Source organism: Variovorax sp. 54 (assembly GCF_002754375.1).
GTDB lineage: Bacteria > Pseudomonadota > Gammaproteobacteria > Burkholderiales > Burkholderiaceae_C > Variovorax.
The window spans coordinates 1434851-1454285 of the sequence record NZ_PEFF01000001.1; the positions used below are offsets into that span (position 1 = coordinate 1434851).

Sequence of the window (19435 nt, forward strand, 5' to 3'; positions counted from 1 at the left end):
ACTCATCGATCACAAGAAAGAAGGAGACCCCCGCGATGTCCGCCGATTCCGAATACGCCAGCCCCGCCGTGCGCCGGTTGCGCGAAGACCTCGCGCTCGCCTTGCGCGCCGCGGCCCATCACGGGCTGTCCGAAGGTGTGTGCAACCATTTCAGCGTGTTGCTGCCGGGCGCGCAGGACCGCTACCTCATCAACCCGCGCGGGTTGCACTGGAGCGAGATCGGTCCCGACGACATCGTGCTGATCGACGTGCACGGCGAAGTGCTCGCGGGCCGCCACCGCGTGGAGCCCACGGCGCTCTTCATCCACGGCGCGGTGCATCGGCTCACGGGCCATGCCGTGGTGCTGCACTGCCACATGCCCTACGCGACGGCGTTGACGCTCACGGTCGATCGCGCGCTCGATCCGACCGCCAGCCAGAACGCGATGCGCTACATGAACCGCATCGCCATCGACGCCGAGTACAACGGCCTGGCACTCGACGACGCCGAGGGCGAGCGCATCGCGCGCGCCATGGCGGGCAAGGACGTGGCCTTTCTGGCGAACCACGGCGTGATCGTGGCGGGCGGCACCATCGCGCACACCTACGACGACCTGTACTACCTGGAGCGCGCCTGCCTGCACCAGGTGATCGCGCAATCGACCGGCCGCCCGCTGGTGCCCGTCAACGCCCAGTTGGCCGCGCACGTGGCGGCGCAGATCCAGGGCGAGCGGGAACAGTCCGACCTGTTCTTCGAGGCGCTGCGGCGCATGCTGCCGGCCCCGAAACGCTGAAAAGACGAGATCGCAGCGGCTTACAGCTCTTCATGCGATTTCGCTTCCGGCTTACAAGAACTTCACACAATGGCGCGACGATGAGGCATCGCAACCACTCCTCAGGAGTCGCCATGAAAAAGCTGACATTCGCCTTCGGTGCCGCCGCCCTGCTCTCGCTGGCCGCCCTCACCGCACCCGCCCATGCCCAGGCCGGCGGCCCGTTCATCCAGGCCCAGGTGTACGTGACACCCGGCCCGCCGCCGCACCACCCCCGCTACTACGCACCGCCGCCGCCCCCGCGCCACTACCACCCGGGCTACTACGACGGCCCGCGTCGCCATGGCTACTACGACCACGGACGTCGCGACTGGGAAGGCCGCCGCCATGGCCGCCGGGACAACGACGGTGACGGTGTGCCCAACCGTTACGACCGCCGTCCGAACAACCCCTACCGTTATTGACGCACGCGATCAGACCGGCGGGCTCGCATACGCGGGCCGCTCGGTCGACAGGCTCTGCTTGAGCTGGCGCGTGACCTCGTCGGCCAGCACCTCGGGCAGCCCCGCCTCCACGCCTGCCAGCGCCTGTCGCGCCGCGTCGTCGGGGGAGGTCTTGGGGCCGGGCATGCGCGCCGCCATGTCGGTGTCCATGAGCGCCACATGCAGGCTCGTGACCTGCGTTCCCTGCCCCGCCAGCTCGTTGCGCAAGCCGTTGCTCAGCGACCAGGCCGCCGACTTGGTGGCGCTGTAGGTCGCGACGCCGGGGAACGTGGTCCAGGCCAGGGCCGACAGCACGTTGAGGACCGCCCCACCGCCATTCGACGCGAGCACCGGCGCAAAGGCCTGCGTGAGCGCCCAGGGGCCGAAGAAGTTGGTCTCGAACTCGGCGCGCGCCGCGGCCACCGCATCGGGCGAGCCCAGGAAGCTCGATCCGCGCGAGATGCCCGCGTTGTTCACCAGCAGCGTCACGTCGCCGCAGGCACGCACGGCAGCCTCGATCTGCGCGGGCTGTGTCACGTCGAGTGCCACGGGCACGACGCCCGCCAGCGTGATGCTCTTCGGGTCGCGCGCGGCCCCGTAGACCTTGCGCGCGCCGGCCGCGAGTGCCGCCTTGGCAAACGCCAGGCCGAGCCCCCGGTTGGCACCGGTGATGAAGACGACGGAATCCTTGATCTGCATGACGAGCCTTTCGTTGAAAAGAAAACCGAAACGCTTCAGGCCTGTGCCACGCGGCGCAGCAAACCCTGCGTCGTGCGCGGCCAGCCGACGCGGCCGAACCACGCGCCGCCTGCGATGGCCGAAGCGATGACGATGCCGTACACCACCAGCGCCACGCCCTGCGCCGCGAACACGCCGGTGAGCCCGCCGCCCCAGCGCAGCGCCAGCCAGCCGCCCGTGCCCGCCACGGCGAGCCGCGCGATGTTGCCGATCACCGGCCACAGCAGCCGGCCCGCGCCCTGCGAGGCGAAGTACAGCACCAGCCCGACGCCGAAGAAACCATAGAGCGGCCCCACCACGCGCAGGTAGTGTGCGCCGGTCTCGAGCATCACGGGGTCATTGCCGAACAGCATCAGCCACGGACGCGGGAACAGCGCGGCCGCCAGCCCGATGAGCTCGGCCATGGCGAAGGCCAGCGCAGCGCCCGCCCAGGTGGCACGCAGCGCGCGCTCGCGCAGCCCCGCGCCCATGCAGGTGCCGACCATCGCGACCAGCGGCGCGCCCAGGCCGAACACCAGCGGCACCAGCAGGTACTCGAGCCGCGATGCGGTGCCGTAGCCTGCCAATGCGCCCGCACCGAAATGGCCGGTGAGCGCGGTGGCGATGCCGATCGACAGGTTGGTCGCGACGGTCGACACCGTGCCGATCAGGCCGATGCGCAGGATGTCGCGGAACAGCGGCCAGCGCATCTGGAACGCGGCCAGCGAGGGCCGCAGCAGGCTGCGCGGCGAGCGCAGGTAGGCGATGAGCGCGAGCGAACCCAGCAGGTAGTACAGCAAGAGCGCCAGCGCCCCGCCCGCGATGCCCATGCCGCCCCACGGCCCGATGCCGAAGATCAGCAGCGGCGACGCCGGAATGAGGAACACCACGCCCACCACCGTCACGTTGGCCGGCACCGCCATGTTGCCGGTGCCGCGAATGATCGCGGACAGCGAGTTGAAGAGCCACACCAGCACCGCGCCCGCGAACACCCAGTTCGAGTACGTGAGCGCGGCTTCCAGCGCGGCGCCCGAGCCGCCCATCACGCCGTAGAGCCAGCGCCCGCCCAGCAGCAGCGCGAGCGTGAAGCACAGGCCGAAGCCGAGCGCGATGACCACCGCGTGCCACACCAGCGCATCGGCATCGCCCCTGCGACGCGCGCCCAGCGCACGCGCGATCGACGAGGCGATGCCGCCGCCCATCGCGCCGCTGGACGTCATCTGCATCAGCATGACGATGGGGAACACCAGCGCCATGCCGGCCAGCGCGTCGGTGCCGAGCTTGCCGACGAAGTAGGTCTCGATGAGCCCGACGGAGGCCTGCGCCAGCATCACGAGCACATTGGGCGCGGCGAGCCGCAGCAGCGTGGGGATGATGGGCGCTTCGAGCAGGCGGCGCGTGCGCGGGTCGAGGTCGCCGTTGGTTTGCGGGGTGGTCATGCGGGTCTCCGGCGTTCAGGCGCGCGCGGCATTGTTGTTGGCGGCGGCAGCGGGTGCGGCGACCGTCTTGGCGGGGCGGCGAATCGCCATCACGATCACCGCTGCAAGCAGGCAGGCCGCGCCGGCCGTGTACAGCGCGGGCGTGTAGGTCAGCAGCAGCGTGCGCGCAAAGCCCGCGCCGTAGGCTGCGGTGGCCGCGCCCAACTGGTGCGCCGCGAAGATCCAGCCGAACACCAGTCCGACCTTCGCGGGGCCGAAGGCCGCACCCGCGAGCTTGACGGTCGGCGGCACGGTGGCGATCCAGTCCAGGCCGTAGAACATCGCGAACAGGCCCAGGCCGTAGATCGTGAACTCCGAGTGCGGCAGCCAGAACAGCGACAGCCCGCGCAGGCCGTAGTACCAGAACAGCAGCTTGCGGTTGTCGTAGCGGTCGGAGAGCCAGCCCGACAGGATGGTGCCGACGAAGTCGAAGGCGCCCATCATCGCGAGCACCGAGGCGGCGGGCACGGCGCTCATGCCGTAGTCGCCGCACAGCGAGATGAAGTGCGTCTGCACCAGGCCGTTGGTGCTCAGGCCGCAGATGAAGAAGGTGCCGGCCAGGATCAGGAAGGTGCGGTTGGTCGCCACCTCGCGCAGCACGCGGAACGGCGTGGCGAAGTTCATCGTGAAGGCGGGTGCCGGCGCCGGCTGCGTGCCGGGCGCTTCACCGTAGGGCAGCAGGCCGATGTCCGACGGCCGATTGCGCACCAGGCACAGCGCGAGCAGCCCGATCACCACGCTGCCGATCACGATCGGCACGATGGCCGAGCGCCAGCCCCAGTGCTCGATCATCCAGGCCGCCAGCGGCAGGAAGGCCAGCTGGCCGGTGGCCGCGCTGGCCGTGAGCATGCCCACGACCAGGCCACGCCGCGCAACGAACCAGCGGTTGGCCACCACGGCGCCGAGCACCAGCGCCGTCATGCCGGTGCCCAGGCCGAGCATCAGGCTCCACAGCACGAAGAGCTGCCACAGCTGCGAAGCCGTGGTGACCAGCGCCATGCCCAGGCCGACCAGCGTGAGGCCGGCGCACATCACGGCGCGCAGGCCGTAGCGCTCCATCAGCACCGCGGCGAACGGGCCCATGAGACCGAACAGCGCAAAGCGCAGCGCGAGCGCGGACGAGATCTGCTCGGTGCTCCAGCCGAACTCGTCGCCGAGCGGCTTCATCATCGCGCCCGGCAGGCCGAGCGCGGCCGACATGGTGAGCATGGTCAGGAAGGTGACGGCCGCGACGATCCAGCCGTAGTGGATGCCGCGGCGTTGCAGCCATGCGGAGACGTGGGTGGCGAACATGGAACCTCTGCTGTTGGAATTGAATGGAGGAGGAAAAACGGCAACGCAAGCAACGCACTCGCGCGCTCAGCCTCTGCGCGCGGTGAGAAAAATGTCGGGGGTCTCGGTATCGCTCGGGGTGGAAAGACGCTCAGTCTTCGATGGCGGGCTCGTCGTCGGCCCCCAGCAGGTCCATCGCATCGTCGATCAGCTGGTGCAGCGCGAGCACACGCTCCACGCCCAGCAGCGCATTGATCTTCTGCTGCGCCGCCTTCCAGTGCTGCTGCGCTTCGCGGCGCTTGGCCTCGCCCGTTTCGGTGAGCTGCACCAGCAGGCTGCGCGCGTCGGCGCCTGCGCTCTGCGCGATGAAGCCCGCGGCGATCAGCGGCTGCAGGTTGCGGCTCAGGGTCGAAGCGGTCATCTTGAGCTCGCCCGCCAGGTCGACGGGGCGCGAGGGACCGAGCCGTGCCAGGTGCGACAGCAGCGAGTACTGCGTGGTCTTCAGGCCGCTGTGCGACACCTCGGCGTCATAGTGCTGCGACAGGCGGCGCGAAAGCTGTCGCACCTTGAAGCTGGTGCAGCCGCGGGGTTGGGTCGGTGTGTCCATGGGGTATTATTGTATGTGCAACTATTGCATATGCAATCAACCTCTCTCACCAAAGCCCCCAGCAGGAACACAGGCATGACGCAGCAAGCTTCCATCGACACCCCCCTCAACCTGCTCGACGCATGGATCGCCGAAGAGCGGCAGATCGCCGAGCGCCTCGACAACGGCCCCGGCCCCGGCCTCGCGCGCCCCGAACAGGTCGCGGGCAAGACCGGCCTGGAGGTCATGCAGGCGATGCTCAACGGCGAGATTCCGTACGCCGCCATCGCCAAGACGCTGGACTTCACGATCGTCTCGGTCAGCCGCGGCATCGCCATCTTCCAGGGCACGCCGCTGCCGCAGCACCTGAACCCGCTGGGCACCATCCACGGCGGCTGGGTCGCCACGATGCTCGACTCCGCCCTGGGCTGCTCGGTCCACACCATGATGCCGCCCGGTCGCGCCTACACCACCGCCGAACTCAGCGTGAACTACGTCAAGGGCCTCACGCCGAAGGTGCAGCGCGTGCGCGCCGAGGGCAAGGTGATCCACTGCGGCAAGCAGCTCGCCACCGCCGAAGCGCGGCTGGTCGGAGCGGACGGCACGCTGTATGCGCATGCGACGACGACGTGCCTGGTGTTCGAGGTGCCGGCGGGGCGCTGAGACCCTTCCAGGGGGCCTGATGGCCGGAACAGGCAGCGCGCCGCCGGGGTAACCCGGAAACCGCAACTTTCCGGCTGCATGCCAAAACACCAGGGAACTTGGCGCGGTTGCCCTTGGTCGAACAGCGCGGTGGGCGGATCTTCGTTATCTGGATCGATCCAGAGGATGAGGCATTGATGGCCTACCTGAGCGCGTCACAAGTCGTCAGACAAATCTTGGAAGGGCCGGCCACCCGGCCCGCGCTGCTGCGATGGCGGCGCCAGCAGTTTTTTTCCGAAGCCGGTTTCGGCAGCTACTTCGGCCTGTTCGACAACTTTGCCGAGGCGCGAGACTGGCTGCCCGCCAGCCCGGAATTCGACCACGCAGCCCTGGCGGCCGAGTACGTGAACGTTCGCACGAAGCAGGTTTTTGCGTACGACTATCCGGTGATGTGGTGGCTCGAACGCGCGTTCCGGGACGGTTGCACCCAGGTGCTCGACATCGGTGGGTCGGTGGGGGTCCATTTCTACGCGTACCGCCGCTATTTCGAGATGCCGCAAGGCTTGTGCTGGCGCGTCGTCGAAGTGCCTGCGCTGGTTGCCATCGGCCGGGACATGGCCCGCCAGCCCGACGCCGGCGCCCTGCGTTTCACCGAGGACATGGCACAGGCCCTGTCCGGCAACGACATCTGGCTCGCTGCCGGCTCCCTGAACTATGTCGAGGATGCGCGCCCCGGCGATCTGCTGCAGCGTTGCGAGGTACGGCCACGGCATGTCCTGCTGAACAAGCTCCCCCTCCATGACGGCGAGGACTACGTGACGACCCAGAACCTCGGCGCCGGCTGCTTCGCGCCAACCCACGTCTACAACCGCCGGCACTTCATCGAGGCGATCGAAGCGCAGGGCTACACCCTGCGCGACCAGTGGCAGGTTCCCGAGCGTTCGATCTACCTGCCGGGGTTTCCCGAGCGCTGCGTTCCCACGTTCAGCGGCCTCTATTTCACGATTTGAATCGATGCACGCCGATGCGGATCACGGCCACAGCCCGTGGCGTGCTTCGCAAGAAAGCCTTCGGCCTGTAAGTCCTAAGAGGTCAGCCGCCTCCTCTCGTCAGTGATAATTGTTCGCATCGGCACCGCAAGTCGCGGCGCCGATGCTTCCCAGAACACATCACTGCCCCTGGAGGATCTTCCATGACCGAACGCTCCGGCGTCCACGCCCGCGCCGCGCACGCCCTCCTCGGCGTTTCCGCCGCCTGGCTCGCCCTCTGCGCCCTGCCCGCCCACGCCGCCAATGACGAGCTCACGCTCTACACGACGCGCGAGGCCGCGCTGATCCAGCCGCTGATCTCGGCGTTCAGCGCGCAGAGCAAGATCAAGGTGAACACGGTGTTCGTGAAGGACGGCCTGCTGGAACGCGTGAAGGCCGAAGGCGCCCGTTCGCCGGCCGACGTGCTGATGACCGTGGACATCGGCAACCTGATGGACCTGGTCGACGGCGGCGTGACGCAGCCGGTGAAATCGGCCGCGCTCGAGTCGGCCATTCCGGCCAACCTGCGCGGTGCCGACGGCCAGTGGTTCGCGCTCTCGCTGCGCGCCCGCGTGCTGTACGCCGACAAGAACCAGCCGCTGACCAGCTTCCGCTACGAAGACCTGGCCAACCCGAAGTACAAGGGCAAGGTCTGCATCCGCGCCGGCCAGCATCCCTACAACACGGCCCTGGTGGCCGCGATGATCGCGCACGACGGCGAGGCCAAGACCGAGCAGTGGCTGCGCGGCGTCAAGGGCAACCTGGCGCGCAAGGCCACCGGCGGCGACCGCGACGTGGCGCGCGACATCCTCGGCGGCATCTGCGACATCGGCCTGGCCAACTCGTACTACGTGGGCCAGATGAAGAGCGCCAAGGAAGGCACCGATGCGCGCAAGTGGGGCGACGCCATCAAGGTGATCCGCCCGACCTTCGCCAGCGCCAAGAGCGGCGGCACGCACGTGAACATCAGCGGCGCGGCCGTGGCCAAGAACGCACCGCAACGTGCCAACGCGGTCAAGCTGCTCGAGTTCCTGGTGTCGGAACCGGCCCAGGCGCTCTACGCCGACGCCAACTACGAGTACCCGGTGCGCAAGGGCGTGGCCCTCGACCCGATCATCGGCCAGACCATCGGCGAGCTGAAGGTCGATCCGCTGCCGCTGACCGAGATTGCCAAGCACCGCAAGCAGGCCAGCGCCCTGGTCGACAAGGTCGGCTTCGACCAGTGACCTGCATGGCCGGGCACACCGTGCCGGCAACTGAATGCTGATTCCGCGGCGCCAGCCGCCGGGCCTGCGCGCCGCGGGCCCGGCGTGGCGCTGCGCGTCGTTCCTGATCGCACTCGGCGTGCTCGCGCCGGTGCTCACGCTGGCCTGGCTCGCGTTCGGCTCGGGCGTCGGCCACTGGGGGCCGCTGTTCGCGCACGTGCTGCCGCAGGCGGCGCTCAACACGGCGCTGCTGCTCGCGGGCGTCGGCACCTTCGTCCTCGTGATCGGCACCGGCTGCGCCTGGCTGGTCACGGCGCATGACTTTCCCGGCCGCGGCGTGCTCAACTGGGCACTGCTGCTGCCGCTGGCGATGCCGACCTACATCGTCGCTTTTGCCTACCTCGACCTGCTGCATCCCATCGGCCCCGTGCAGGGCGCGATCCGCTGGATGCTGGGCTTCGACAGCCCGCGCCAGTTCCGCCTGCCCGACCTGCGCTCGATGCCGGGCGCGATCTTCGTGCTGGGCTTCGTGCTCTACCCCTACGTCTACATGACGGCGCGCGCGATGTTCATGACCCAGCCGGCGCACCTGATGGAAGCGGCGCGCACGCTGGGCGAGAACCGGCGCGGCGCGTTCTTTCGCGTGGCGCTGCCGCTCGCACGGCCGGCGCTGGCCGTCGGCCTGAGCCTGGCGCTGCTCGAGACGCTCAACGACATCGGCGCCTCCGAATTCCTCGGCGTGAACACGCTCACGGTGGCCGTCTACACCACCTGGATCACGCGCTCCGACCTGGCCGGCGCCGCGCAGATCGCCTGCGCGATGCTGTTCGTGGTGGTGGCGCTGGTCTGGCTCGAACGCAACGGCCGCCAGCACCAGCGCTTCGGGTCCGCACAGCGCATGCGCGCGGTGCAGCCCCGGCGCCTGCACGGCGGCGCGGCTTGGGCGGCGACCGCCACAGCGGCGCTGCCGGTGCTGATCGGCTTCGTCGCCCCCGCGCTGTACCTGGTCTGGGAAAGCGCCAAGCGGCTGCACCAGGGCGGCGGCATTTCGCAGGGCCTCGTGGCCAGCCTCGGCAACACGCTGGCACTCGCAGCCGGCGTGACGGTGGTGGCCGTGGCCGCGGGGCTGGTCGTGGCCTGGGCCTCACGCAGCCAGGGCACGAGCCCCAACCGCGCACGCTGGCAGGCGCGCGCGGCCACGCTGGGCTACGCGGTGCCGGGCACCGTGCTCGCCATCGGCCTGCTGACACCGGCACTGGCCTTCGACGCGGCGCTGGCCGGCGCGATGGGCTGGCAGGGCCTGCCGCTGATGGGCGCGGGCATCGTGCTGGTCGTGGCCTGCGCGATCCGTTTTCTTGCGATGCCCGTGGGTGGCCTCGAGGCCGGGCTGGCGCGCATTCCGCCCGCCATCGAGCAGGCCTCGCGCCTGCTCGGCGAAACCACCGGCGGCACGCTGCGCCGCGTGCACCTTCCGCTGCTGCAGCCCGCCATCGCAGCGGGCGCATTGTTGGTCTTCGTCGATGCCATGAAGGAGCTGCCGGCCACGCTGCTGCTGCGGCCGGCCAACTTCGACACCCTCGCCACCTGGCTCTACGCCGAGGCCGCGCGCGGCACCTACGAGGAAGGCGCGATCGCCGCGCTGGCCATCGTGCTCGCCGGCCTGCTGCCGGTGGTGCTGCTGGCGCGCAACCAGCTCGGTGCGACACCGGCGGTGACGCCTCCCGACACGGACCCTGCATGAGTTCACCGCTTCATCTCGACTCGCTCCAACTCGCGTACGACACGCCGCGTGGCCCGCACACGGTGGTCGACGGCTTCTCGCTGGACCTGCCCGCGGGCGAGATCGCCTGCCTGTTCGGCCCCTCGGGCTGCGGCAAGACCACGGTGCTGCGCGCCATCGCCGGCTTCGAGCCGGTGCGCGCCGGCACCATCCGCCTCGGCGACATGTTGCTGTCGTCGCCCCAGAAGCACCTGCCGCCCGAGCAGCGGCGCGTGGGCATGATGTTCCAGGAGTACGCCTTGTTCCCGCACCTGTCGGCCGCGAAGAACGTGGCCTTCGGCCTGCGCCGATTGGGCCGCGCGGCGCAGCAGGCGCGCGTGGCCGAGATGCTCGCGCTGGTCGGCCTGGCCGAAGCCGGCGAGCGCTATCCGCACGAGCTGTCGGGCGGCCAGCAGCAGCGCATCGCGCTGGCCCGCGCACTGGCGCCCTCGCCCGCCGTGCTGCTGCTGGACGAGCCGTTTTCCAACCTCGACGGCGGCACGCGCGAACGCCTGACCGCCGAAGTGCGCGGCATCCTGAAGAAGGCCGGGCAGACCGCGATCCTGGTCACGCACAACGAGGCCGAGGCGCATGCGATGGCCGACCGCATCGGGGTGATGCACAACGGGCGGATCACGCACTGGCTGGAGACCGCCTCGTAGCGGAAGGCCCCACGATGCGCAACGCGACCCGACTCCTCCTCGCGTGGGCAACGTTGCTCGGGTCGGCGATGCCGGCCCTGGCAGAAGTCCGCACGGTCTACCAAGGCACCCTGGGCACCAGCGAGGTCGTGCTCGAAGTGAATGCCTCCGGCGGCGGGCGGTACTTCTATCGCCGCCACGGTGTCGACATTCCGCTCTCAGGACCGGTGTCGACGCTCGTGGAAGCGATCCCGATCCAGGGCGATGCGATGTACCGCGCGGCACAGGGCGGCAATGCGCCGCTGTTCGAAGATGCGCAGACGCGGCAGCCGGGTCCGACGTGGCGCGGCCAGGTGGCCGGCAACACCTTTACCGGAAGCTGGAGCGATGGCGCCGGCAAGAAGAACGTCGCGTTCGAGCTTCGGCAAGTTCGCCAGTACGACCCGGACAAGCGTCCCGGCACCACCGAGCCGGTGACGCGCGCCATCCCGCCAGGCAACGCCACCGGCGTGGTTTCGGACGCACCGGTTTCCATCGAGACGGCGCCCTACGACTACCTCAAGCTGCAGACCCCGCTCAAGCAAGGCGCGGAGCACGTCAGCGGCCTCATGGCATGGCGCATGGTCATCGATCCGCGCACGCGCTTTTCCTATCCGCGGCTCACCCGGCACCCGGATGCGCGCGTGGTCGAGAAGGTCAACGCCCTCCTCGCGCGCAGGCATGGGCAGCTCAACCTCGCCGCGCTCGAATGCAAGGCCACCCTCTACACCGAGACGCATCCGGCGGCCGGCTCGCTGGGAAACTACGACGCGGAATCGGTGCGCGTCACCTTTCTCAGCCCGACGCTGATGAGCATCGTCGAATCGGGGAGCACCGACTGCGGCGGCGCCCATCCCCACAACCACTACGCGCCCTACACGCTCGATCTGGTCCGCGGCGAATACCTCGACTTCCATCGCCTCTTCCGCGCGTTCACCCAGACACCGGAAGGGTTCGCGCCAAGCAAAACGCTCATGGCGCTGATCGGGAAGAAGCTGAAGGCAGAGGGGCGCGGGCCCGAATCCGCAGCCGCCGCAGACCCGCAGCAGTACGCGGGCTGCGACGAGGTGTGGCCCGAGTACCTGGCGTTGCATTTCGAGCGCTCCCGCGAGCGCGACGCGCTGGCCGTCGCTGTCAGCGGCGTGCCGCATGCGCTCGGCGCCTGCCTCGGCACCACGGTGGCGCTGCCGTTCACCGAACTCAAGCCCCTTCTCAGGCCTGCGGCCGGCGCGTACCTTTTTCCCAAGCCGTAGCAATCAATCGGCGCCCGAATGGGCTTTTCCAGAAAAGGTTGTTCAGGACCGCAAGAATCGCGGCGATCCAGACCACCCATTTCTTCGAGAACGGAAAGCCACATGACCCAGGCCCTCACCCTCGTCAGCCACCTGCTGTGCCCGTACGTGCAACGCGCCGCGATCGCGCTGCACGAGAAAAATGTGCCCTTCGAGCGCGTCGTGATCGATCTCGCGAACAAGCCCCGGTGGTTCCTCGACATCTCGCCGCTCGGCAAGGTGCCGCTGCTGAAGGTGCAGCAGCCCGATGGCACGGAAGCCGTGCTGTTCGAGAGCAACGTGATCTGCGAATACCTCGAGGAGACGCAACCCGGCGCCCGCCTGCACCCCGAAGACCCGCTCGCACGTGCGCAGCACCGTGCATGGATGGAATTCGGCTCGGCCATCCTCGCCGACCTGTGGGGCTACGAAACCACGCAGGACGCCGCCGTGTTCGCGCAAAAGCGCGAGGCACTGGCGGCCAAATTCGAACGCGTCGAGGCCGCGCTGGGGCAAGGCCCCTACTTCGCGGGCGAGGCCTTCAGCCTCGTCGACGCGGTGTTCGCGCCGGTGTTCCGCTACTTCGAGGTGTTCGACGCGATCAACGATTCGCACCTGTTCGATGCGCTGCCCCGGGTGAATGCCTGGCGCCATGCGCTGGCGGCGCGCCCCAGCGTGCGTGCGGCGGTCGTGCCCGAGTACCCGCAGCACCTGATGGATTTCTTGAAGAAGCACCAGGCACACCTGCTGACGCTGGCGGCTTGATCGCCAGGATCAGAGGGCGACAATAGCCCTCCCCCCCATAACGACACGACCCACGAGATGCGACTTCTCCACACCATGCTGCGCGTTGGCAATCTCCAGCGCTCCATCGACTTCTACACGCAGGTGCTCGGCATGACGCTGCTGCGCACGTCGGAAAACCCCGAGTACAAGTACAGCCTCGCTTTCGTCGGCTATGGCAACGGCAACCCCGACCAGGCCGAGATCGAACTCACCTACAACTGGGGCACCGAGAGCTACGAACTCGGCACCGCCTACGGCCACATCGCGCTCGGCGTGCCCGACGCCTACGCGGCCTGCGACAAGATCAAGGCCTCGGGCGGCAACGTGACGCGCGAGGCCGGTCCGGTCAAGGGCGGCACGACGGTGATCGCCTTCGTGACGGACCCCGACGGCTACAAGATTGAATTGATCCAGCGCAACGAGAACGCCGCGGGCGGCGGCCTGCGCTGAGCCGTTTCGGGTTGCACGCAACAACGCCATGGCAAGCCCGAAGAAAAAGCAAGCGCCGCTGACGCGCTACGTCGCCCTGCTGCGCGGCGTGAACGTCAACGGCATCACGATCAAGAGCGCCGACCTGAAGGCGCTGTTCGTCGACGAACTCGGCTTCGGCGCGGTGCGCACGGTGCTCGCCAGCGGCAACGTGCTGTTCGACACCGACGCACCCGACGCCGCCGTGCTGCGCACGCGCATCGAGCAAGCGCTGCGCCAGTGCTTCGGCTACGAGGCGTGGATCGTGCTGCGCACGCAGCAGCAGGTGGCCGACATGGCGGCGGGCTACCCTTTCGAGCGCATCGACGACACGCACCATCCGTACATCGTGTTCGGCTCCGATGCCGCGATGCTCGACGAGATCATCGAGAAGGCCGGCACGGTCGATGCCAAGGTCGAGCAGCTGGTGCGCGGCGATGGCGTGCTGTACTGGCAGTGCCCGCGCGGCGAAAGCCTGGACACGCCGGTGGCCAAGCTGCTGGCGAAGACCCGCTACAAGTCGAGCACCACCACGCGCAACCTGCGCACGGTGGAAAAACTCGTCACGGACTGATCGACACGTCGATCGATCAGCAGCCCAGCCGGTCGGCCAACGCGACGATGTTGCGCACATGCAGGCTGTTGTCCGGCTGCGGCGACACATCCTTCGGCTGGTTGCGGCCGAACTCGTGGGGCCGCTCGATGTACGCCGTCTTCAGGCCGCACACGCGCGCGGCCGCCAGGTCGTCGTGGTGCGCGGCAGCAAGCATCACTTGCCCGGGCGTCGCATCGAACACGCCCGCCACGCCGAGGTAGGTGCGCGGGTCGGGCTTGTAGGCCTTGAACACCTCGGCCGACAGCACGCAGTCCCAGGGCAGGCCGGCGCGCTTGGCCATCTCGGTGAGCAGGCCGATGTTGCCGTTGGAGAGCGTGCAGATGGTGAATTTCTTCTTCAGCCGCGTGAGCCCCTCGACCGCATCGGGCCAGGCCGGCAGGCGGTGCCACGCACGGCTCAGGTCGCGCTTGGCGGTGGTGTCGAGGTGGTCGGCCAGGCTGAAGTCGTGCAGCACCTGTTCGAGCATGCTCAGGTGCAGCTCGTCGAGCAGCGTGAAGCCGCCCTCGCCGGCCGCGATGCGTTCCATCACGGCCTTCATGGCGGGCTGGTAGCCGGCGCGCCAGGCGAGCGCAAAGGCCGCACCGTCCACACCGGGCAGCACGCGCTCGACCTCGGCCGCGATGCCGCTGTGCCAGTCGACCACCGTGCCGAACACGTCGAACGCGATGACCTTGAGGTCGCTCGCGTCGAAATCGGCGCTCATGATCAACGCGGCAGCTGGCTCGCGGCGCGTGCCAGTTGCTCGATGCGGGCCCAGTCGCCGTCGCGGATGGCGTCGGTCGGCACGATCCACGAACCGCCCACGCAGGCCACGTTCGACAGCGCGAGGAACTCGGCCGCGTTGCCCGCATGGATGCCGCCCGTGGGGCAGAAGGTGACGTCGCCGAACGGGCCCTGCCAGGCCTTGAGCATCGGCAGGCCGCCGGCCTGCAGCGCGGGGAAGAACTTCAGCTGGGTGTAGCCGTCTTCCTGCGCCGTCATGATCTCGCTGCCCGTGGCCACGCCGGGCAGCAGCGGCAGGCCGAGGTCGTGGCAGGCCTTGCCGACCGCGCGCGTGTAGCCCGGGCTCACGCCGAACTTGGCGCCGGCCAGCGCCGAGGCCTGCGCGTCGGCCGCGCTGCGGATGGTGCCGGCGCCGGCGACGGCTTCAGGCACTTCCTTGGCGATGGCCTCGATGCATTGCAGCGCCTGCGGCGTGCGCAGCGTGACTTCGAGCATGCGGATGCCGCCGGCCACCAGCGCGCGCGCCAGCGGCACGGCGTGCTTCACGTCGGTCAACACGATGACCGGGATGACCGGCGCGTCGCGCATCACGTCGAGGGGGGTGAGTCTGTCTGTCATGTCATAGCTCCAGTACGTCGTTGCGTTGCGCATCGCTGGCGGGCGATGCTGGTATTCACAGCCAAGAGCAGGCGCCCTCTTCGGCGGCCAGTGCATTGCGGCGCATGCCGGCGAACAGTTCGCGGCCCAGGCCACGTCCGTCGGCGAAGCGCTGCGCTTCGGGTTGCACGGCGGTCTCGCGTGCGGCCCATTCATCGTCGGGCAGCAACACGGCGAGCGTACCCGCTACGGCATCGAGGCGGATCACATCGCCGTCGCGCACCTTGGCGAGCGGCCCGCCGGCCGCCGCTTCGGGCGACACGTGGATGGCGGCCGGGATCTTGCCCGAGGCGCCGCTCATGCGGCCGTCGGTGACCAGCGCCACGCGGAAGCCCTTGCCCTGCAGCACCGACAACGGCGGCGTGAGCTTGTGCAGCTCGGGCATGCCGTTGGCCTGCGGGCCCTGCCAGCGCACCACGCAGACCACGTCGCGCTCCAGTTCGCCGGCCGTGAAGGCCTTCTGCAGCGCGGCCTGCGAGTCGAACACGCGCGCCGGCGCTTCGATGACATGGCGGTCGTCGGGCACCGACGACACCTTGATCACGCTGCGCCCCAGGTTGCCGCCGAGCAGCTTGAGGCCGCCGGTGACGCTGAAGGGGCTGGCAACGGGGCGCGTGACGGCTTCTTTCTGCAGCGGCGCGGCGGGCGTCCATTGCAGCGTGTTCTCGCCGACCAGCGACGGGATGTTCGCGAATTCGCGGATGCCGCCGGCGCGCACGGTGAGCACGTCGGCGTGCATCAGGCCAGCCTCGACCAGTTCGCCGATCACGAAGCCCGGGCCGCCGCAGGCCTGGAACTCGTTCACGTCGGCGCTGCCGTTGGGGTACACGCGCGTGAGCAGCGGCACCACGTCGGACAGCTGGGAGAAGTCGTCCCAGTCGATGAGGATGCCCGCGGCGCGCGCCACGGCCACCCAGTGGATCAGGTGGTTGGTGGAGCCGCCCGTGGCCAGCAGCGCGACCATGGCGTTGACGATGCAGCGCTCGTCGACCATTTCGCCGATGGGCGGACAGTTGAAGGCCGTGTCGCTCGCCTTGCCGAGCACCGAGCGCACCGCCTCGCGCGTGAGCGTTTCGCGCATGGCGTCGCCGGGCTGGATGAAGGCCGTGCCGGGCACGTGCAGGCCCATGGCCTCGAGCAGCATCTGGTTGCTGTTGGCAGTGCCGTAGAAGGTGCAGGTGCCGACCGTGTGGTACGCCGCCATCTCGGCGTCGAGCAGGCCCTGGCGGCCCACGAGGCCCTGCGCGGCCTGCTCGCGCGCCTTCGACTTGGCCGTGTTCGACAGGCCCGAGGGCATCGGCCCGGCGGGCACGAACACGGTGGGCAGGTGCCCGAAGTGCAGCGCACCGATGAGCAGGCCCGGCACGATCTTGTCGCACACGCCGAGCATGAGCGCGCTGTCGAACATGTCGTGCGTGAGCGCGACGGCGGTGCTCATGGCGATGAGGTCGCGGCTGAACAGGCTCAGCTCCATGCCGGGCGTGCCCTGCGTGACGCCGTCGCACATGGCGGGCACGCCGCCGGCCACCTGTGCGGTGGCGCCGTGGCGCCGGGCCTCGTGCTTGATGATGTCCGGGTAGCCCTGGTACGGCGCGTGGGCCGAGAGCATGTCGTTGTAGGCGGTGACGATGCCGATGTTGGGCGCGCGCTCGGCCACCACCTTGAACTTGTCGTTGGCCGGGATGCCCGCCACGGCATGTGCCACGTTGGCGCAGCCCATGCGGTCGGAGCTGCGGTCACGCTGCCCGTAGGCCTCGATCTGCGCAAGGTACGCGGTGCGGGTGGGTGCACTGCGTTCGCGGATGCGTCGGGTGACGGCTTGGACGGTGTCGTGGAGTGGCATGCTTGCTGGGGCTGTGAATGCGCCTGCTGGCTGGGGCCTCATGGTAAACCCCACACCCGGCACGAAAGTGACGAAGGCGGTGCGACACCGCCTTCGCCCGAGGGAATGGGCTGGCTTACTTGCCGCGCACCTGCACGACGGCGGCGTTGACCGCGTCCCAGGTCTCCTGTCCCACGGACTTGGCGATGCCGCTGTTGACGCTGGTGAGCTTCTCGCGCATGCGGTTGGCCTCGGAGGCGGGCAGCTCGTTCACCTGCATGCCCTTGGTGCGCAGTTCGGCCAGGGCCTTGGTGGCTTCCTCGCGGGTGTCCTTGCGCTCGAACTCGCGGCTCTTCACGGCGGCGTCCTGCAGCACCTTCTTCTCGGCCGGGCTCAGCGTGTCCCACCACTTCTTGCTGACCGTGACGATCCAGGGGCTGTAGACGTGGTTGGTCACCGTCAGGTACTTCTGCACTTCGTAGAACTTGCTCGACACCACGGTGTTGAACGGGTTCTCCTGGCCGTCCACGGCGCGCGTTTCCAGGGCGGTGAACAGCTCGGAGAACGGCAGCGGCACGGCGTTGGCGCCCAGCGCCTTGAAGCTGTCGAGGAACACGTTGTTCTGCATCACGCGCAGCTTGATGTCGCCCATGTCTTCGAGCTTGTTGACGGGGCGCTTGCTGTTGGTGAGGTTGCGAAAACCGTTCTCCCAGTAGACCAGGCCGACCATGCCCTTGGGCTCCAGCTTCGCCTTGACCTTCTCGCCCACGGGACCGTCGAGCACGGCGTCGGCTTCCTTCACGTTGGCGAAGAGGAAGGGCGTGTCCCACACGGCCATTTCAGGGACGATGCCCACGAGCGTGGCGGTGGAGCCGACCATCATCTCCTGCGCGCCGCCGATCAGCGCCTGCTGCATCTGGGTGTCGGAGCCGAGCGAGGCGTTGCCGATGCCGCGGACCTTCATCTTGCCGCCGGACGCCTTCTCGACCTCCTGCGCGAACAGGCGCACGGCACGGCCCTGGTTGGAGTTGTCGACCAGGCCGTAGCCGAAGCGCACGATGCGCGGCTTGAAGTCCTGCGCCTGGACGGCGCCGGCGGCGGCGAGTGCGGCCACGAGGCCGGCGAGAGCGAAACGGATGCGCATTGGGAAGTCTCCTGAGTATCGAAAGGGGAACGAGAAGAAAAAAGGAAAGGAATGGCGGGTCAGTGCATCCAGGCCAGCGGCGCCGTGATGAGCGAGGGGAACAGCACGAACAGCACGGCCAGCAGCACGTACATGAGCAGGAACGGCGTGGTGCCCTTGATCACGGTTTCCATGCGCAGCTTGCCGACGCCGGCCACCACGTTCTGCACGGTGCCCACGGGCGGCGTGATCAGCCCGATGCAGCCCACGTAGATGAACATGAAGCCGAAGTACACCGGGTCGATGCCGGCCTTCATGGCCAGCGGCGCGCACACGGGGCCGAAGATCAGGATGGTGGGCGTCAGGTCCATCGCCGTGCCGACCACCAGCAGGAACACCATCATCAGCGCCATGAAGACGACGGGGTCGCCCATCACGCCGGCGAAGCTGTCGGCCAGCAGGTTGGGCAGGTCGGCCAGCGTGATCATGTAGGCGGTCACGGTCGCGGCGCCGCACAGGAACATCACCACGGCCGTGGTCTTGCCCGCGGCGAGGAACACCTCGTACAGGCCGGCCCAGGTCATCTCGCGGTACACGAACATCGAGACGATCAGCGCATACACCGCGGCCACCACGGCGGCTTCGGTCGGCGTGAAGATGCCGCCCTTGAGGCCGCCCAGGATGATGACCGGCATCATCATGGCCCAGAAGCTGTGCAGCAGCGCCTTCATGCGCGCGCCCCATGCCACGCGCGCCATGGCGGGCAGCTTGTGCTTGCGGGCGATCCACCACCAGGCGGCGATCAGGAACAGGCCCATCATCAGGCCGGGGAACACGCCGGCCAGGAACAGCTTGCTGATCGACGTGTTGGTGGTCACGCCGTAGATCACGAACGGCATCGACGGCGGAATGATCGGCGCGATGATGCCGCCCGACGCGAGCAGGCCCGCGCTGTAGCTGGACGGGTACTTCTGCTCACGCATCATGGGCAGCAGGATGGTGGCGAGCGCGGCAGTGTCGGCAATGGCCGATCCGCTCATCGACGCCAGCAGCACGGCCGCGCCGATGGCCACGAAGCCCAGGCCGCCGGGAATGTGCCCGACGAACGCACGGGCCAGGTCGATGATGCGGCGCGACAGGCCGCCCGCGTTCATCAGTTCGCCGGCCAGGATGAAGAAGGGCACGGCCAGCAGCGGGAAGTTGTCGAAGCCGGCCTGCAGGTTCTGCGCGAGCAGCTGCGCATCGAAGAAGTCCAGGTGCCACATGAGCGCGACACCCGTGAGCACCAGCGCATGGGCGATCGGCATGCCGATCACCATGCCGCCGATGAGCACGATCAGGAAGAGAGCGGTGACGATCATCGTGCCG

Annotated in this window: 20 protein-coding genes; 11 read left to right on the forward strand and 9 right to left on the reverse strand. The window is 68.8% G+C overall.

Features of this window, described 5'->3' with window-relative positions; genetic code table 11:
- The first annotated feature begins 8 nt into the window (after nucleotides 1–8).
- Nucleotides 9–773 carry an aldolase gene (locus CLU95_RS06395; RefSeq protein WP_257214795.1) on the forward strand — a complete coding sequence of 255 codons (765 nt, stop codon included), beginning with the start codon at nucleotides 9–11 and terminating at the stop codon, nucleotides 771–773.
- A 113-nt stretch (nucleotides 774–886) separates the two neighbouring features.
- Nucleotides 887–1216, forward strand: coding sequence for a hypothetical protein (locus tag CLU95_RS06400; protein WP_099791481.1), 330 nt, complete (start codon nucleotides 887–889; stop codon nucleotides 1214–1216).
- Between the two features lie 9 nt (nucleotides 1217–1225).
- On the opposite strand, the gene CLU95_RS06405 is transcribed toward CLU95_RS06400, so the two are convergent.
- From CLU95_RS06405 to CLU95_RS06420, 4 genes are all read right to left on the reverse strand, one after another.
- Nucleotides 1226–1933, reverse strand: coding sequence for an SDR family oxidoreductase (locus tag CLU95_RS06405; RefSeq protein WP_099791483.1), 708 nt, complete (start codon nucleotides 1931–1933; stop codon nucleotides 1226–1228).
- Nucleotides 1934–1968: 35 nt separating this feature from the next.
- The gene (locus CLU95_RS06410; RefSeq protein WP_099791485.1) at nucleotides 1969–3390 is read right to left on the reverse strand and encodes an MATE family efflux transporter; all 1422 of its coding nucleotides are present in this window, start codon (nucleotides 3388–3390) and stop codon (nucleotides 1969–1971) included.
- Between the two features lie 15 nt (nucleotides 3391–3405).
- Entirely contained in the window at nucleotides 3406–4722 is a 1317-nt protein-coding gene (locus tag CLU95_RS06415) for an MFS transporter (protein WP_099791487.1), read from the reverse strand.
- 130 nt (nucleotides 4723–4852) lie between these two features.
- Nucleotides 4853–5308, reverse strand: a complete 456-nt coding sequence (locus tag CLU95_RS06420) for a MarR family winged helix-turn-helix transcriptional regulator (RefSeq protein WP_099791489.1) — start codon at nucleotides 5306–5308, stop codon at nucleotides 4853–4855.
- Between the two features lie 75 nt (nucleotides 5309–5383).
- On the opposite strand from CLU95_RS06420, the gene CLU95_RS06425 reads away from it, so the two are divergent.
- The 9 genes from CLU95_RS06425 (at nucleotide 5384) to CLU95_RS06465 (ending at nucleotide 13700) form a co-directional block, all read left to right on the forward strand.
- Nucleotides 5384–5950: a PaaI family thioesterase gene (locus CLU95_RS06425; RefSeq protein ID WP_099791491.1), complete on the forward strand. Its 567-nt coding sequence runs from the start codon at nucleotides 5384–5386 to the stop codon at nucleotides 5948–5950.
- A gap of 113 nt (nucleotides 5951–6063) precedes the next feature.
- Complete coding sequence (locus CLU95_RS06430) at nucleotides 6064–6939, forward strand: methyltransferase, TIGR04325 family (RefSeq protein WP_143605965.1); 876 nt, start codon at nucleotides 6064–6066, stop codon at nucleotides 6937–6939.
- 182 nt (nucleotides 6940–7121) lie between these two features.
- The gene (locus CLU95_RS06435; protein ID WP_099791495.1) at nucleotides 7122–8183 is read left to right on the forward strand and encodes a Fe(3+) ABC transporter substrate-binding protein; all 1062 of its coding nucleotides are present in this window, start codon (nucleotides 7122–7124) and stop codon (nucleotides 8181–8183) included.
- Nucleotides 8184–8217: 34 nt separating this feature from the next.
- Nucleotides 8218–9903 (forward strand): ABC transporter permease, encoded by a 1686-nt coding sequence (locus tag CLU95_RS06440; protein ID WP_099791497.1) that lies wholly within the window; start codon nucleotides 8218–8220, stop codon nucleotides 9901–9903.
- The gene (locus CLU95_RS06445; protein WP_099791499.1) at nucleotides 9900–10583 is read left to right on the forward strand and encodes an ABC transporter ATP-binding protein; all 684 of its coding nucleotides are present in this window, start codon (nucleotides 9900–9902) and stop codon (nucleotides 10581–10583) included. The genes CLU95_RS06440 and CLU95_RS06445 overlap by 4 nt, the downstream gene beginning before the upstream one ends.
- A 14-nt stretch (nucleotides 10584–10597) precedes the next feature.
- Nucleotides 10598–11854 (forward strand): hypothetical protein, encoded by a 1257-nt coding sequence (locus tag CLU95_RS06450; protein ID WP_143605966.1) that lies wholly within the window; start codon nucleotides 10598–10600, stop codon nucleotides 11852–11854.
- 102 nt (nucleotides 11855–11956) lie between these two features.
- Nucleotides 11957–12637, forward strand: a complete 681-nt coding sequence (locus tag CLU95_RS06455; RefSeq protein ID WP_099791503.1) for a glutathione S-transferase family protein — start codon at nucleotides 11957–11959, stop codon at nucleotides 12635–12637.
- A 57-nt stretch (nucleotides 12638–12694) separates the two neighbouring features.
- Nucleotides 12695–13108: a lactoylglutathione lyase gene (gloA, locus tag CLU95_RS06460; protein WP_099791505.1), complete on the forward strand. Its 414-nt coding sequence runs from the start codon at nucleotides 12695–12697 to the stop codon at nucleotides 13106–13108.
- 28 nt (nucleotides 13109–13136) lie between these two features.
- Nucleotides 13137–13700, forward strand: coding sequence for a DUF1697 domain-containing protein (locus CLU95_RS06465; RefSeq protein ID WP_099791507.1), 564 nt, complete (start codon nucleotides 13137–13139; stop codon nucleotides 13698–13700).
- Nucleotides 13701–13716: 16 nt separating this feature from the next.
- On the opposite strand, the gene CLU95_RS06470 is transcribed toward CLU95_RS06465, so the two are convergent.
- The 5 genes from CLU95_RS06470 to CLU95_RS06490 all read right to left on the reverse strand — a co-directional run bounded on the left by CLU95_RS06470 (nucleotide 13717) and on the right by CLU95_RS06490 (nucleotide 19428).
- Nucleotides 13717–14445, reverse strand: coding sequence for a haloacid dehalogenase type II (locus CLU95_RS06470; RefSeq protein ID WP_099791509.1), 729 nt, complete (start codon nucleotides 14443–14445; stop codon nucleotides 13717–13719).
- Nucleotides 14446–14447: 2 nt separating this feature from the next.
- Nucleotides 14448–15083 carry a bifunctional 4-hydroxy-2-oxoglutarate aldolase/2-dehydro-3-deoxy-phosphogluconate aldolase gene (eda, locus tag CLU95_RS06475; protein ID WP_099791511.1) on the reverse strand — a complete coding sequence of 212 codons (636 nt, stop codon included), beginning with the start codon at nucleotides 15081–15083 and terminating at the stop codon, nucleotides 14448–14450.
- A gap of 55 nt (nucleotides 15084–15138) precedes the next feature.
- The gene (gene edd / locus CLU95_RS06480) at nucleotides 15139–16965 is read right to left on the reverse strand and encodes a phosphogluconate dehydratase (RefSeq protein ID WP_099791513.1); all 1827 of its coding nucleotides are present in this window, start codon (nucleotides 16963–16965) and stop codon (nucleotides 15139–15141) included.
- 115 nt (nucleotides 16966–17080) lie between these two features.
- Nucleotides 17081–18088, reverse strand: a complete 1008-nt coding sequence (locus CLU95_RS06485; protein WP_099791515.1) for a TRAP transporter substrate-binding protein — start codon at nucleotides 18086–18088, stop codon at nucleotides 17081–17083.
- Between the two features lie 59 nt (nucleotides 18089–18147).
- Complete coding sequence (locus CLU95_RS06490) at nucleotides 18148–19428, reverse strand: TRAP transporter large permease (RefSeq protein ID WP_099791517.1); 1281 nt, start codon at nucleotides 19426–19428, stop codon at nucleotides 18148–18150.
- Nucleotides 19429–19435: the final 7 nt, after the last annotated feature.